We start from the raw sequence: 15,047 nt of genomic DNA, 5'->3' as shown, positions 1-15,047 counted from the left end.
ACCACCCATGCCTCTCACCCCCGAGGAGCCTCAGATTCACGAGAGCGCCCAGGGTCCTCGCACCACTCCGGCCACCGGCCGTACCGCGTCGACCCCCCGTCCCGTACCCGGCCCGCGTTCCGCGGCCACGCCGCGTCCCGGTCGCCCCGGGCCCGGCCCCGCGAGGCCCGCGCCCCCGGCACCGCGCCCGCAGCCGGCCTCCGACCACCCGGCGGAGAATCGTTCCGCACCGCAGATCCAGCTGATCCCCGCCTCGGAGGCCGGCGCGCTCGACGCCGCTGACGAGGCACTGGACCTGCTGCTCGACTCCGGCCGCGCGCCGGGCGAGGTCCTGGTGCTCACCACCGGCGAGCAGCACCCGTGGGCCACCCACGAACTCTCCTTCGGAGAGGCCGCCTACTGGGCCCACCACGAGGCCGGCGACGACGTCTTCTTCGCCGGTGCCGCCGCCGTGGGCCGGGTGCGGACCCGGCCGGTGGTCATCGTCGCCGTCAACGGCGGTGACACCGTCGCCGACGTGGTGACCGGTGCGCGGGAGCGCGCCGGAGCGCTGCTGATCGTCTGCGGTGATCCGCAGCGGGTCAACGCGGTGCTCGGCGCAGCCGTCTGACCTCGCCGCACAGCGAGACACCCGGGGCCGTGGCGGTCCGGCGGTCCGAGAGGGCGGCCGGGCGCGCGGCCGCGGGTCAGCGGGCCGCCGTGCGGCGCAGCGCGTGCGCCGCACCGCCGCCGGTCCGCAGCGGGGCGGCCGGCTCCTGACCGAGTGAGATGTCGCCGAGGGCGGCGGGGTGCGACAGGGAGTCGGGGCGCCGCCCGCCCCGGCCCTCGCCGAGCACCCGCCAGCCGTTCCGGGTCAGCGTGATGTAGGCCCCGCACCGCAGCCCGTGCAGGGTGCAGGCGTCGCGCAGGCCCCACATCCACGCCCCGTCCTCCTCCGTCCAACGCTCGTCCCCCTCGCGGCAGTAGAGGAGCACCGCGGTGCGGACGGGGGTACGGAGGCGGAGATCGTGCGGGATGACCTGGCGCAGATGGGTCAGCAGCGCGTTACGGAACTCCCAGCCGTCCACCGCCGTGGCCCGGCGTGTGAACGAGGCGCTGGCGGCGACGCGTTCCTCATGGTCGAGCACGGCCACCACGGCAGTGGCCGGGGCCGGACCGTGCCGGGAGTGCAGGCCGGTGACGATCTCACGGGGGCTGCGCAGCAGCGGTATGCCCGCTTCGGCCCACTCGGCCGGCTCCAGCATCCTGGTGAGACGGTTGGCCGGGGTGGCGGACGCCGATATCGACGTGGTGGCGGACGGAGCGAATCCGAAGGTCACGGTCCTCCCTTCGCATACGCGCCCGTGGTGCGGGCGGGTCGAGTGAGGGCGCACCTCGGCACAGCCTTTCCGGGCCGCGGAAGGGACGGTGCGGGGAGCACCCCCAATTCTTCCTGGCGTACCGGCGGGCGGCAACGAGCAATCGGCGTGGCTGACGGGAATGCGCCGGAATGACTCCCTTATCCCTGCCCACGGCAGGCCCGGCCGATGCCTCTCGTCCCGTCCGAACAGCGGGGACCAGCGGAAACGTCCCGTCCGCCCCGGCCGACCGGGGCACCTCCGCCGTCCCGGGGACCGTACCCGGGGTTCGGGGCGGATTCGCCGATTGTCCGAGTCATCGGGTTGCATGGAGGCATGGACAACCTGGAGCTCCGAGCCGAAGCCGATGCCATCCTCGCCGAACTCGTCGGCGACCCCGGAGGTTCGGCGCGGCTGCGGGAGGACCAGTGGCAGGCGGTGTCGGCCCTGGTGCAGGAGCGCCGCCGGGCGCTGGTCGTGCAGCGCACGGGCTGGGGCAAGTCGGCGGTGTACTTCGTCGCCACCGCGCTGCTGCGGCGGCGCGGATCCGGGCCCACGGTGATCGTGTCGCCGCTGCTGGCGCTGATGCGCAACCAGGTCGAGTCCGCGGCCCGCGCCGGTATCCGGGCGCACACCATCAACTCCGCCAACCCGGAGGAGTGGGAGGCCATCTACGGGGAGGTCGAGCGCGGCGGGACCGATGTCCTGCTCGTGAGCCCGGAGCGGCTCAATTCCGTGGACTTCCGGGACCAGGTGCTGCCCAGACTCGCGGCGACCACCGGCCTTCTGGTGGTGGACGAGGCGCACTGCATCTCCGACTGGGGACACGACTTCCGTCCGGACTACCGCCGTCTGCGGGCGATGCTCGCCGAGCTCGCACCCGGCGTCCCGGTTCTGGCCACCACCGCGACCGCGAACGAGCGGGTCACCGCTGACGTGGCCGAGCAGCTGGGCACGGGCGCGGGCGAGGCCCTGGTGCTGAGGGGCCCGCTCGACCGGGAGAGCCTGAGGCTCGGCGTCGTCCGGCTGCCGGACGCCCCGCACCGCCTGGCCTGGCTCGCCGAGCACCTGGACGAGCTGCCGGGGTCCGGGATCATCTACGCCCTCACCGTCGCCGCGGCGGAGGAGGCCACCGCGTTCCTGCGGCAGCGCGGCTTCGCCGTCGCCTCCTACACCGGAAGGACGGAGAACGCCGACCGGCTCCAGGCCGAGACGGACCTGCAGGAGAACCGGGTCAAGGCACTGGTCGCGACATCGGCCCTGGGCATGGGGTTCGACAAGCCCGACCTGGGTTTCGTGGTCCACCTCGGCTCCCCGTCCTCGCCGATCGCCTACTACCAGCAGGTGGGGCGTGCCGGACGCGGCGTGGCGCATGCGGATGTGCTGCTGCTGCCGGGCAAGGAGGACGAGGCGATCTGGCGCTACTTCGCCGATACGGCCTTCCCTCCCGAGGCGCAGGTCCGGCAGACCCTCTCGGCCCTGGCCGGGGCGGGACGGCCGCTCTCCGTGCCGGCCCTGGAAGCCATGGTGGACCTGCGGCGCACCCGCCTGGAGTCGATGCTGAAGGTGCTGGACGTCGACGGTGCGGTCAAGCGCGTCAAGGGCGGCTGGACGGCCACCGGCGCCGAGTGGGTCTACGACGCCGAGCGGTACGCGTGGGTGGCGCGGCAGCGGGCGGCCGAACAGCAGGCCATGCGCGACTACGCGAGCACGTCCGGGTGCCGGATGGAGTACCTGCGCCGTCAGCTGGACGACGAGGGGGCGGCGCCGTGCGGCCGCTGCGACAACTGCGCGGGAGCCTGGGCCGACACGGCGGTGTCGTCCGAGGCGCTGACGGGGGCCACGAAGGAGCTGGACCGCCCCGGCACGGAGATCGAGCCGCGCCGGATGTGGCCGACGGGGATGCCCGCGCTGGGCATCGAGCTCAAGGGCCGCATCCCGGCCCAGGAGCAGTGCTCCACCGGGCGCGCCCTCGGCCGGCTCTCCGACATCGGCTGGGGCAACCGGCTCCGCCCGCTCCTGGCGGAGAACGCGCCGGACGGACCGGTGCCCGACGACGTACTGCGAGCCGCGGTGGCGGTCCTCGCCGACTGGGCGCGCTCCCCGGGCGGGTGGGCACCGGGCGTGCCGGACGCGGCCGCCCGGCCGGTCGGCGTCGTCGCCGTCCCGTCCCTGGCCCGCCCGCGACTGGTCGGTTCCCTCGCGGAGGGCATCGCCTCCGTCGGCCGCCTCCCCTTCCTCGGCACTCTGGCGTACACCGGACCGGACGGCGCGCACGCGGCACGGCGCAGCAATTCGGCCCAGCGCCTCAAAGGGCTGTCCGGCGCCTTCGCCGTGCCCGAGGAGCTGGCCGGCGCCCTGACCCGCACCCCTGGCCCCGTCCTGCTCGTGGACGACGCGACCGACTCGGGCTGGACCCTGGCCGTCGCCGCCCGGCTGCTCAGGCGGGCGGGCGCCGAGCAGGTACTGCCGCTGGTCCTCGCCGCGACGGGCTGAGACCGCTCGCGCAACGGCACACCGCACCCCGTTCACGGTCGGCGCCCCGCCCTCCGGCCAGGGCCCGGCGTCCGGCCAGGGCCCGGCGTCCGGCCGGGGGCCGGTCGTTCCCGCCATGGAACACGATGAACACGGATCCGGCGAGCACCCCCGCGACCCTGTGGACAAAGTTATCCACAGGGGTCGCGGAATTTCGCCGCACGCGGGACGGTCGTGCCATGAACCAACGCCACGAATCCACCGGTCCGGCCGAAGCCCAGCAGATCACCCTCCGGGGCCCCGCCGACCTCGCCGACGCCCTTCCGTACCTCATGGGATTCCACCCGAACGACAGCGTGGTCATGGTGGCTCTGCACGGTGGCCGGGGCCGCTTCGGCGGACGCCTCCGGCTCGGCATTCCCCGCTCGCCCCAGGAGTGGGAGCCCGTCGCCGAGCAGTTGGCCGAGTGCTTGGTCAAGGGGAGCGAGCGGCGCGGGGAGCGGCCGGACGCGATCGTCGTCTTCCTCTGCCAGGATCCCGCCGAGGGGGAGTCCGGCAGCCGGGTCATGGAGCGGCTGCGGCCACTCGCGCAGCATCTGCGCAGGGCCTGCGGTGCGTTGGACGTGCCGGTGCTGGAAGCCCTCTGCATCGCCGACGGGCGCTACTGGTCCTACTGCTGCCCGGACGAGCGCTGCTGTCCGGCGGAGGGAAACCAGATGGCCATGCCCGGCACGTCGGTGATGGCGGCCGCCGCCACGTACGCGGGGATCCACGTGCGCGGAACGCTGCGCGAGATGGAGGCGCGGCTCGCTCCGCTGAAGACCTCCGTGGTGCCGGGCCAGCAGCGGGCGCTCGACGCGGCAGGAGCCGAGCTGATGCCCAGGCTCCTCGACGAGGAGGGACGCCGGGAAGTGGCCCGGAACACCCTGGACCTCGCCCGGAGGCTCGTCGAGCGGTTCGGTGACGCCCCGGCCGCGACGCCCTCCGTCTCGGACCTCGGTGACGACCGGCTGATCAGTTCCGACGAGGCCGCGGCGATGATTCTCGGCCTGCAGGACCGGGAGACCCGCGACCGGGCCGCGGAATGGATGGAGGGTCCCGAGGCGCACGCGGCGTTGCGGCTCTGGCGCGCGCTGTCCCGCCGCTGCGTGGCGCCCTACGAGGAGCATGCCGCGGCACCGCTCACCCTGGCCGGCTGGGTCCTGTGGTCGACGGGTGACGAACCGGCCGCACGGGTCGCGCTGGGGCTCGCCCTGCGGCTGGATCCCGAGTACACCTTCGCTCAGCTTCTGCACGAGGCGTGCAACCAGGGCCTCGATCCGGAGACACTGCGCCGCTGCCTGCGCGGGGAGCGCGAGGCCCGCACGGAAGGGGGCGGCCACCGGGCGGACCGCGGCCCACGGTTCCGCGCGGCGAGGCAGGCGGCCTCGCGCCGGAAGCGGGCACCGTCCGGCCCCACCCGCCCCGGAACGGCGACCACCCGGCGCCGGGCCGGGCGGGCGGTCCCCGGGCGGCGCACACCCGGTGACGAAGGATGATCCGTGAACCGTCCCGCCCCGGCAGGGCGTCCCCGGTGAAGTGCTCCTCGAAGGAATGGTGAAGGGAGTGCTTATCGTCAGGCAGACGACTATGATCACCGCATGCCGCCCTACGACCCGTCGACCTTCCCGCCCTTCGCTGTCACCGTCGACCTGGTCGTGCTCACCGTGCGCCGCCACGCGCTCTGCGCGCTCGTGGTGCGCCGTGGTGAGTCACCGTTCCAGGGCCGATGGGCGCTGCCCGGCGGATTCGTCAGAGCCGACGAGGATCTCGGTGCCGCAGCGGCGCGCGAGCTCGTCGAGGAGACCGGCCTGTGCGCCCATGACCCGGCCGCCCCGTCGATCGGCAACGGCGCCCACCTCGAACAGCTCGCCACCTACGGCGACCCCGGCCGTGATCCGCGGATGCGGGTCGTCAGCGTCGCCCACCTCGCCCTCGCCCCCGACCTGCCCGCCCCGCGCGCGGGTGGCGACGCGCACAGTGCGCGATGGTCGCCGGTCGATGACCTGCTCGGGACGGGGGGAGGCTTCGGCCGCGACGACGAGAGTCACGACCTGCTGGCCTTCGACCACGCGCGGATCCTCGCCGACGGGGTCGAGCGAGCCCGCTCCAAGATCGAGTACTCCTCGCTGGCCACCGCCTTCTGCCCTCCCGAGTTCACGGTCGGTGAGCTCAGGAGGGTGTACGAAGCGGTGTGGGGTGTGGTTCTCGACCCGCGCAACTTCCACCGCAAGGTCACCGGAACCCCTGGCTTCCTGATGCCCACCGGCGGGACGACCACACGTCAGGGCGGGCGCCCGGCCCAGCTCTTCCGGGCCGGTGCCGCCACCGTGCTCAATCCTCCGATGCTGAGGCCGGAGGTCTGACCCCGCGGAACACCGCAGTTCCGGTGCTGCGCAAAAAGTCGGATATGTCGCGTTATCTTTCTGCGGTACCGTCCTGCCGCCGAGCGGTCTCACCTACCGCGAGAGAAGCGATGCTCCAGGCCATCGGAATCACCAGCGCCCCACGCCGCGGTCTTCCGGCCGCTGTGGACGATCTCACCTTCGAGGCCCGGCCGGGCCGCGTCACCGCACTGCTGGGCGCCCCCGGCTCGGGCAAGACCACGGCTCTCCGTCTCATGCTCGAACTCGATCCGGGGCGAGGGGTCACCTACTTCCGGGGCAGGCCGCTGCACCGGATCCCATACCCTGCGCGCGAGGTGGGGGTGGTGCTCGGCGACGTGCCGGGCCACCCCGGCCGGACCGTCCGCGGGCAGCTGCGAATGCTCGCCGCCGCCGCGGGGGTGCCCGCGGCCAGGGCGGACGAACTGCTCGGCCTGGTGGGTGTCGCCGACTCCGGGGACCGGCGCATCGGCACGCTCTCGCTCGGCATGGACCGTCGGCTCGCCTTCGCCTCGGCCCTGCTCGGCGATCCGCATGCCCTGGTCCTCGACGATCCGGCGGAGGGCCTCGACCCGGGTGAGAGCCGATGGCTGCACGGAATGCTCCGGGCCCACGCGGCCCGGGGCGGAACCGTGCTGTACACCACCGCGGACCCCAGGGAGGCTGCCCGGAACGCCGACCGGGTGATCTCCATCGGCGGCGGCCGGCTGATCGCCGACCAGGAAGCCGACGACTTCTCCCGGACCAGGCTCCGCCCCCGGGTCGCGGTCCGGAGCCCGCATGCGGCCCGGCTCGCGGCGGCCGTCAGCCGTGAGGCCCGAGCCGCCCGGCGTTCGGTCGAGGTGGTGGCCGAGGACGGCGGGCGGCTCGCGGTGTACGGATCCAGCTGCGCGGAGATCGGTGACGTCGCGTTCCGGCACGGACTCCCGGTGCACCGGCTGGCCGACGAGGTGGGCGACGGAGGCTGCAAGGCGTCCCGTGACGGAGCGGGCCCGCCTGCCCCGGACAGGGCTCCGCCGGATCCGGCCATTCCGGGAGGTTCCGCGGGCCCCGCCGGAGCAGCCGGCGGTGCGACCCCACGCGGTGCGCGACCGGTCGCACGTCCGATGGCGCCGGTACGGCCGGCCGTGCACAGCGGGCTCGCCGGCGGCCCGCTGCACCCGCTCCGCTACGAACTGCACCGCCTGCTCGGTGTCAGGACCACGGCCCTGATCGCGGGCGCCACTTTGGTCGTCTCGGTCATCCTCTCGCTGTTCCTCGCCCGCTCCGGCCACACTCCGCTGTCGAAGGTCCTGACGGCCTGGCCGTCGTTGCTGCCGCTTCCGCCCGCCGCGGTCGGCGCCGGAGTGCTCGGCGCCCTCTCGTACGGCGACGAGTTCCGCTACCCCGCGCTGGCCGCGGGGCGCGGCGCCGTCCAGTGCCGCCCGGGGCTGCTGCTGGCGAAGCTGGCGGTGACCGCAGGTGTCGCCGCGGTCCTGGCCCTGGCGGCCGCGCTGCTCTCCGGTGAAGCCGTTCGCCTCGTGTACGGCCCCGCGTGGATGCACCTTCCACCCGACTTGCCCGCTTCGGCGGGGAGTTGGGTGGCCCTGACCACCGGGTGCGCCTGGGCGGGGCTGCTGGCCGCGGGGATCTTCCGGGTGGCAACGGCCGGTGTGGCAGCGGTACTTGCCGTACCGGTGCTCGTCGTTCCGCTCGTCCGGCGGACGCTGATGGCGCCGGATTCCCGTCCGGTCTCCGGCCTTCCGGCCGGGCTGCGTGAACTGATCTGGCCACGCTGGCCCTACGAGACGGACCGGTGGGTGGCGGGTGCCCTCGGGGCCGTGGCGCACCCGGTGGGGGTGGCGCTGGTGTTGTCGGTGTCGGTCCTGGCCCTCGCCTATCTGTTCACCGGCCTTCAAAGCAGGGCCCGTTGGCGGTCCCGACGGATCACCCATCCCGGCTCCGCCTCGTAACCCTCCATAATCGCGCCCGATTTATGGCGGTAAAACGTCAATTGGGTGGATGGCGGCGATCACCCTTTCGTGTGCTTTTCACCAAAGACCTTAAGGGGCGCGTGAGCTACGCCGACAAAGGATGCGTGAGTACCCTTGCGCACACCATGATGACCGCCGCCCGCTCCGCCGATTCCGGCCCCGCCGGCCCGGGTGAACTCGACCGCTACCCGTACGCGGAGGCGCCGGCCGGCGAGCGTGCCGCCGCCCGCACCTGGGACGGCCCCGAGGCCGATCTCGGCCGAGTGGGCCGACGGGGCTCGGCCAGCCGGGGCCGCGGCCTCCACGGGCAACTCGTCCAGCAGCTGGGACAGATGATCGTTTCGGGGGATCTGGGCGCCGACCGGCCCCTCGTGCCGGAGGAGATCGGTCAGCGTTTCGAGGTCTCCCGCACCGTCGTACGTGAATCGCTGCGTGTCCTGGAGGCCAAGGGGCTGGTCAGTGCCCGGCCGAACGTGGGCACCCGGGTCCGGCCCGTGAGCGACTGGAACCTGCTGGACCCCGACATCATCGAATGGCGCGCCTTCGGTCCTCAGCGTGAGGACCAGCGGCGTGAGCTCGGCGAGCTCCGGTGGACGATCGAGCCCCTGGCCGCCCGCCTCGCCGCGGAGCACGGATGCGAGGACATCCGCCAGCGCCTCGGCGACATGGTGGAGATCATGGGGCACGCGATCACGCAGGGCGACATGATCACCTGCTCCCGGGCCGACGCCGAGTTCCACGCCCTGCTCATCCAGGCCGCGGGCAACCGCATGCTGGAGCACCTTTCCGGCATCGTCGCCGCGGCGCTCCAGGTGTCCGGCGGCCCGGTCACGGGCTGTGACCGACCCGGTGAGGCGTCCCTCGGGCACCACGCCCGGATCGTCGAGGCTCTCACGTCCGGTGATGCCGTGGGCGCCGAAACGGCCATGCGTCAGCTGCTTGTCGTCCACCCCGAGGTGGAGCGTGTGGTGCCCGCGCCCCGCGAGCACTGAAAATCGCACGGCCGGGGCGTGCGGGCCGCGTGTCGCCGGGCCGCCGCGGTCCGGCGGCACAGTCGCGGGGTTTCGCCTGCTTGGTCGGGTTCGTCGCAAATGGGGTGTGACTCGGGCCACGTGGATTGGGCGTAACACTCCTCGAAGCAGTGCGATGACTTAAGAGGTGACCGCCGCGGAAGGAATACAGCAGCCTTTGAGTGCGCTGTGCAGTTCTGAGGCCAAACCCGCGCCGCCGGTACATTCCCAGCCCGGCGGTCGTCGGCTCAAGCCCTTTTCGGGCCGGGCCGGAAGCCGTTTCCATCGTTCCGAGAGGTTGTTCGTGTCGGCCAGCACATCCCGTACGCTCCCGCCGGAGATCGCCGAGTCCGAGTCTGTGATGGCGCTCATCGAGCGGGGAAAGGCTGATGGGCAGATCGCCGGCGATGACGTGCGTCGGGCCTTCGAGGCTGACCAGATTCCGCCAACCCAGTGGAAGAATGTTCTGCGCAGCCTCAATCAGATCCTCGAGGAAGAGGGTGTGACGCTGATGGTCAGTGCCGCGGAGCCGTCCAAACGTGCCCGTAAGAGCGTCGCAGCGAAGAGCCCGGTCAAGCGCACCGCCACCAAGACCGTCGCGGCCAAGACCACCGTGACCAGGACTGTCGCGGCCACTGCCGCTCCGTCGGCGGAGACCGTGAACGTGGTGGCGGAGGAAGCCGCCACGGCCGGCCCTGCGAAGAAGGCGGCAGCCAAGAAGACCGCCGCCAAGAAGACCGCCGCCAAGAAGACGGCGGCCAAGAAGACAGCAGCGAAGAAGTCCGGAAAGCAGGACGACGAGCTCCTCGACGGCGACGAGGCGATCGAGGAAGTAAAGGTCGGCAAGGGCGAGGAAGAGGAGGGCGAGGGCGAGGCCAAGGGCTTTGTCCTCTCCGACGACGACGAGGACGACGCGCCGGCCCAGCAGGTCGCCGTCGCCGGTGCCACCGCCGACCCCGTCAAGGACTACCTCAAGCAGATCGGCAAGGTTCCCCTCCTCAACGCCGAGCAGGAGGTCGAGCTCGCCAAGCGCATCGAGGCGGGTCTGTTCGCCGAGGACAAGCTGGCGAACAGCGACAAGCTCGCCCCGAAGCTCAAGCGCGAGCTGGAGATCATCGCCGAGGACGGTCGCCGCGCCAAGAACCACCTGCTGGAGGCCAACCTCCGCCTCGTGGTCTCGCTGGCCAAGCGCTACACCGGCCGCGGCATGCTCTTCCTGGATCTCATCCAGGAAGGCAACCTGGGTCTGATCCGCGCGGTCGAGAAGTTCGACTACACCAAGGGCTACAAGTTCTCCACGTACGCCACCTGGTGGATCCGTCAGGCGATCACCCGCGCCATGGCGGACCAGGCCCGCACCATCCGTATTCCGGTGCACATGGTCGAGGTCATCAACAAGCTCGCCCGTGTGCAGCGCCAGATGCTCCAGGACCTGGGCCGCGAGCCCACGCCGGAGGAGCTGGCCAAGGAGCTCGACATGACCCCTGAGAAGGTCATCGAGGTCCAGAAGTACGGCCGCGAGCCGATCTCCCTCCACACCCCGCTGGGTGAGGACGGGGACAGCGAGTTCGGTGACCTGATCGAGGACTCCGAGGCGGTCGTTCCGGCCGACGCGGTCAGCTTCACGCTCCTCCAGGAGCAGCTGCACTCGGTCCTCGACACGCTCTCCGAGCGTGAGGCGGGCGTGGTCTCGATGCGCTTCGGCCTCACCGACGGACAGCCGAAGACGCTGGACGAGATCGGCAAGGTCTACGGGGTGACGCGTGAGCGCATCCGCCAAATCGAGTCGAAGACCATGTCGAAGCTGCGTCACCCGTCGCGTTCGCAGGTGCTGCGCGACTACCTCGACTAGGTCGCCGTCGTACACGGACCGAGGGCCCGGGATCCCCATGGGGGAGCCGGGCCCTCGGCCTATCAGCACATGCGGCCGACGACCGGTGGGACGACTCTGGGTGGGAAAGGTTCACCAGAGAGTCAGGAGTGCGCATGTCCCGTACCGTCTTCCGTGCCCTGCCCGGGGTGTTCGCCCTGGCCACCGCCACGGCCTTGATACCTCTTGGATCGCCTGCGAGAGCCGCCGAGGACGGCATAGTCGTCGGCGGTCAGCCGGCCCATGTCAAGGACAGCCCCTGGACGGTGGCGCTGTCCAGCCGCAGCCGCTTCGGCAACGCGCGTGCCGGTCAGTTCTGCGGGGCTGTCGTGGTGGCGCCGACGAAGGTACTGACCGCCGCGCACTGCCTCAGCAAGGAGGCGCTCGGCGTTGACGTCGGCAGCGTGCACGACCTGCGGATCATCTCGGGCCGGGACACTCTGCTCGGCACCGGAGGCCAGGAGGTCGCGGTACGGGAGACCTGGACGAACCCCGGCTTCGACCCCGCCACGAACGTGGGCGACCTGGCCGTGCTCACTCTCGCCGACGCTCTTCCCGCGAAGAGCGCGATCCCGATGGCCGAATCCGGTGATGCGGCGTACACGCCGGGTACCGACGCGATGGTCTACGGGTGGGGTGACACCACGGGGAACGGCGACTACGCGTCGTCACTGCGTGCGGCGAAGGTGAATGTGCTGTCGGACGCCACGTGCGCGCAGGCCTACCCGGGCGGCAGAAACGGCACGTACGACGCCTCTTCGATGCTGTGCGCGGGCGAACCGCTGGGCGGGTACGACGCGTGCCAGGGTGACAGCGGCGGGCCGCTGGTGGCCCGTGGGCGGCTCATCGGGCTGGTCTCCTGGGGAAACGGCTGCGCACGGGCGGGGTACCCCGGGGTCTACACCCGGATCTCCGCCGCTATCGGCTGGATGCCGAAAACCGGCTGAACGGTCCCTTCGTACGGACGCGAGAACGGGCGGCACCCCGTGGGGGGTGCCGCCCGTCGGCCGGTCCGGGACCTGGCCCGCGCTCGTCGTGGATGCGAGGTGTCAGTGCCGTTCCTCTTCGGTGGCCTGGGCCTGTACGGCCGTGAGCCGGTCCGTCTCATCCTGTATTTCCGCGGCGATCTTCTTGAGTTCCGGCTCGAACTTCCGCCCGTGGTGGGCGCAGAAGAGCAGTTCACCACCGCTGATCAGGACGACGCGCAGATATGCCTGGGCGCCGCAACGGTCACAGCGGTCTGCTGCGGTCAGCGGGCTCGCGGGGGTCAGAACAGTAGTCACGTCGCCTCTTCTCTAGCTCGACGAGCTGTCGTACCAGGGTCAACATCCAACCAGGCCGAAAACGTTCCCGCTCGTGGCTTTTCTTCGAAACTTCTTCTCAGGATGGCTGTCTGTTGCCGGTTGGCGGCGAATGTGCCGTATTGCGTAGCGCTACGGATTTCGCGTTGCTTGTCTTGGTGGGGCCCTCCCGGCTGGCTTGCCGGTTCGTTCATGAGGACGTGCCCGGAGCCTAAATGGTTCATGCCTGGAAGGGAACGTGATGTTCGCGTCACTCCCGCAAGGCATCGAACGTGTATGCGAGGCTGGACTAGTGTGAGGGGTGACGAAGGGTGGCGTGACAACCGCTCTACCAGGCCTCGGTACCCTCTCAGCGGCGACCGAAGCCGAGCCCGTTACCCACTGGGCCTCATTTGAAATTCAGCGAGGAGCGAACCGCGTGACCGCCGATACGTCCGTGCCGTCCACTGCGCTGCTGACCGGAGCAGACCAAGACGGCTCCAACTACACCGCGCGGCATCTGCTCGTACTCGAGGGGCTCGAAGCGGTTCGCAAACGCCCCGGGATGTACATCGGGTCGACCGACAGCCGCGGCCTCATGCACTGTCTCTGGGAGATCATCGACAATTCCGTCGACGAGGCCCTGGGCGGTTACTGCGACCGGATCGAGGTCATCCTCCACGACGACAACTCCGTGGAGGTCCGGGACAACGGGCGAGGCATTCCGGTCGACGTCGAGCCCAAGACGGGCCTCTCCGGCGTCGAGGTCGTGATGACCAAGCTGCACGCGGGCGGGAAGTTCGGCGGCGGCTCCTACGCCGCGTCGGGCGGTCTGCACGGTGTCGGCGCCTCGGTCGTCAACGCGCTCTCCTCCCGGCTCGACGTCGAGGTCGACCGCAACAGCGCGACGCACTCGATCAGCTTCCGGCGCGGTGTCCCGGGCATCTTCACCGAATCGGGGCCGGACAGCCCGTTCGACCCGGCCAACGGCCTGCTCAAGGGCAAGCGGGTGCCGAAGACGCGCACCGGAACCCGGGTGCGCTACTGGGCGGACCGGCAGATCTTCCTCAAGGACGCCAAGCTCAGCCTGGAGACGCTGTACCAGCGGGCCCGGCAGACGGCCTTCCTCGTTCCGGGGCTCACCATCGTCGTCCGCGACGAACGCGGACTGGACGGTGGCGAGCGGACCGAGGAGACCTTCCGGTTCGACGGCGGGATCAGCGAGTTCTGCGAGTACCTGGCCCAGGACAAGGCGGTCTGCGACGTCCTGCGCCTGAGCGGGCAGGGCACGTTCAAGGAGACCGTGCCGGTGCTCGACGAGCGCGGCCACATGACGGCGACCGAGGTCACGCGCGAACTCGCCGTCGATGTCGCACTACGCTGGGGCACCGGCTACGACACCAACGTCAAGTCCTTCGTCAACATCATCGCCACCCCCAAGGGTGGCACGCACGTGACCGGATTCGAGCGCTCCGTGACCAAGACGGTCAACGAGGTGCTGCGCTCCGCCAAGCTGCTCCGCGTCGCCGAGGACGACATCGTCAAGGACGACGCGCTGGAGGGCCTGACCGCAGTGGTCACCGTGCGCCTGGCCGAGCCGCAGTTCGAGGGCCAGACCAAGGAGGTGCTCGGCACCTCGGCGGCCAACCGCATCGTCGCCAATGTCGTGTCCAAGGAACTCAAGGCTTTCCTGACCTCGACCAAACGGGATGCGAAGGCCCAGGCCAGGGCCGTCCTGGACAAGGCGGTCGCGGCCGCGCGGACCCGCATCGCGGCCCGTCAGCACAAGGACGCACAGCGTCGCAAGACGGCGCTGGAGTCCTCCTCGCTGCCGGCCAAGCTCGCCGACTGCCGCAGCGACGACGTGGACCGCAGCGAGCTCTTCATCGTCGAGGGGGACTCCGCGCTCGGTACGGCGAAGCTTGCCCGGAACAGCGAGTTCCAGGCACTGCTGCCGATCCGGGGCAAGATCCTCAACGTCCAGAAGGCCTCCGTCTCGGACATGCTGAAGAACGCCGAGTGCGGGGCGATCATCCAGGTCATAGGAGCAGGGTCGGGCCGGACCTTCGACATCGACGCCGCCCGGTACGGGAAGATCGTCCTGCTGGTGGACGCCGACGTCGACGGTGCGCACATCCGGGTCCTGCTGCTGACGCTGTTCCAGCGGTACATGCGGCCCATGGTCGAGGCGGGACGGGTCTTCGCAGCGGTGCCCCCGCTGCACCGGATCGAGCTGGTCCAGCCGAAGAAGGGCCAGGACAAGTACATCTACACGTATTCGGACAACGAGCTTCGCCAGCGGCTGCTGGAGCTCCAGCGGAAGAACATCCGGTACAAGGACTCGGTCCAGCGCTACAAGGGTCTGGGCGAGATGGACGCCGACCAGCTGGCGGAGACCACGATGGACCCGCGCCACCGCACCCTGCGGAGGATCAACATCGGTGATCTGGACGCGGCCGAGCAGGTCTTCGATCTGCTCATGGGCAATGAAGTGGCTCCCCGCAAGGAATTCATCACCAGCTCCGCCGCGACGCTGGACCGCTCGCGCATCGACGTCTGAGCCGGACAGCGGGTACGCCTCCACGGTTCGAGGCCGTCTCCACCCGCGGGTGGAGACGGCCTCTCCACCCGCGATCAACCCCTGGGCCGATGACCTGTGCCCGGCCGATTCCGTAGCGT

At 71.1% G+C, this 15,047-nt stretch carries 11 protein-coding genes; 9 read left to right on the top strand and 2 right to left on the bottom strand.

Annotated features, from left to right (window positions below):
- The first annotated feature begins 7 nt into the window (after positions 1–7).
- Positions 8–610, top strand: a complete 603-nt coding sequence (locus tag ACWC97_RS11125) for a hypothetical protein (RefSeq protein WP_352279504.1) — start codon at positions 8–10, stop codon at positions 608–610.
- Between the two features lie 76 nt (positions 611–686).
- On the opposite strand, the gene ACWC97_RS11120 is transcribed toward ACWC97_RS11125, so the two are convergent.
- Positions 687–1,319 carry a hypothetical protein gene (locus ACWC97_RS11120; RefSeq protein ID WP_352279502.1) on the bottom strand — a complete coding sequence of 211 codons (633 nt, stop codon included), beginning with the start codon at positions 1,317–1,319 and terminating at the stop codon, positions 687–689.
- Positions 1,320–1,673: 354 nt separating this feature from the next.
- Between ACWC97_RS11120 and ACWC97_RS11115 the strand changes: the two genes are divergently transcribed.
- From ACWC97_RS11115 to ACWC97_RS11085, 7 genes are all read left to right on the top strand, one after another.
- On the top strand, positions 1,674–3,833 hold the full coding sequence (locus tag ACWC97_RS11115) for a RecQ family ATP-dependent DNA helicase (RefSeq protein ID WP_450648742.1): 2,160 nt from the start codon (positions 1,674–1,676) through the stop codon (positions 3,831–3,833).
- A gap of 218 nt (positions 3,834–4,051) precedes the next feature.
- Positions 4,052–5,350 (top strand): DUF4192 domain-containing protein, encoded by a 1,299-nt coding sequence (locus ACWC97_RS11110; protein WP_450648740.1) that lies wholly within the window; start codon positions 4,052–4,054, stop codon positions 5,348–5,350.
- A gap of 102 nt (positions 5,351–5,452) precedes the next feature.
- A complete protein-coding gene (locus tag ACWC97_RS11105) occupies positions 5,453–6,217 on the top strand; it encodes an NUDIX hydrolase (RefSeq protein ID WP_352279497.1) in 765 nt (254 codons plus the stop codon).
- A 110-nt stretch (positions 6,218–6,327) separates the two neighbouring features.
- On the top strand, positions 6,328–8,187 hold the full coding sequence (locus tag ACWC97_RS11100; protein WP_450648738.1) for an ATP-binding cassette domain-containing protein: 1,860 nt from the start codon (positions 6,328–6,330) through the stop codon (positions 8,185–8,187).
- A 146-nt stretch (positions 8,188–8,333) separates the two neighbouring features.
- Positions 8,334–9,200: a FadR/GntR family transcriptional regulator gene (locus tag ACWC97_RS11095; protein ID WP_352279593.1), complete on the top strand. Its 867-nt coding sequence runs from the start codon at positions 8,334–8,336 to the stop codon at positions 9,198–9,200.
- A gap of 322 nt (positions 9,201–9,522) precedes the next feature.
- Positions 9,523–11,070, top strand: coding sequence for an RNA polymerase sigma factor (locus ACWC97_RS11090; RefSeq protein ID WP_352279493.1), 1,548 nt, complete (start codon positions 9,523–9,525; stop codon positions 11,068–11,070).
- 134 nt (positions 11,071–11,204) lie between these two features.
- Positions 11,205–12,035 (top strand): S1 family peptidase, encoded by an 831-nt coding sequence (locus ACWC97_RS11085; RefSeq protein ID WP_352279491.1) that lies wholly within the window; start codon positions 11,205–11,207, stop codon positions 12,033–12,035.
- Positions 12,036–12,137: 102 nt separating this feature from the next.
- Here the strand turns inward: ACWC97_RS11085 and ACWC97_RS11080 are convergent, their stop codons facing one another.
- Complete coding sequence (locus tag ACWC97_RS11080; protein ID WP_352279489.1) at positions 12,138–12,371, bottom strand: DUF7455 domain-containing protein; 234 nt, start codon at positions 12,369–12,371, stop codon at positions 12,138–12,140.
- Between the two features lie 436 nt (positions 12,372–12,807).
- Here ACWC97_RS11080 and ACWC97_RS11075 point away from each other — a divergent pair, with 436 nt between their 5' ends.
- Positions 12,808–14,928, top strand: a complete 2,121-nt coding sequence (locus tag ACWC97_RS11075) for a DNA gyrase/topoisomerase IV subunit B (protein ID WP_385205404.1) — start codon at positions 12,808–12,810, stop codon at positions 14,926–14,928.
- Positions 14,929–15,047: the final 119 nt, after the last annotated feature.

Source organism: Streptomyces sp. NPDC001108, assembly GCF_053598535.1.
This window is presented reverse-complemented; position numbering and strand designations above follow the sequence as displayed.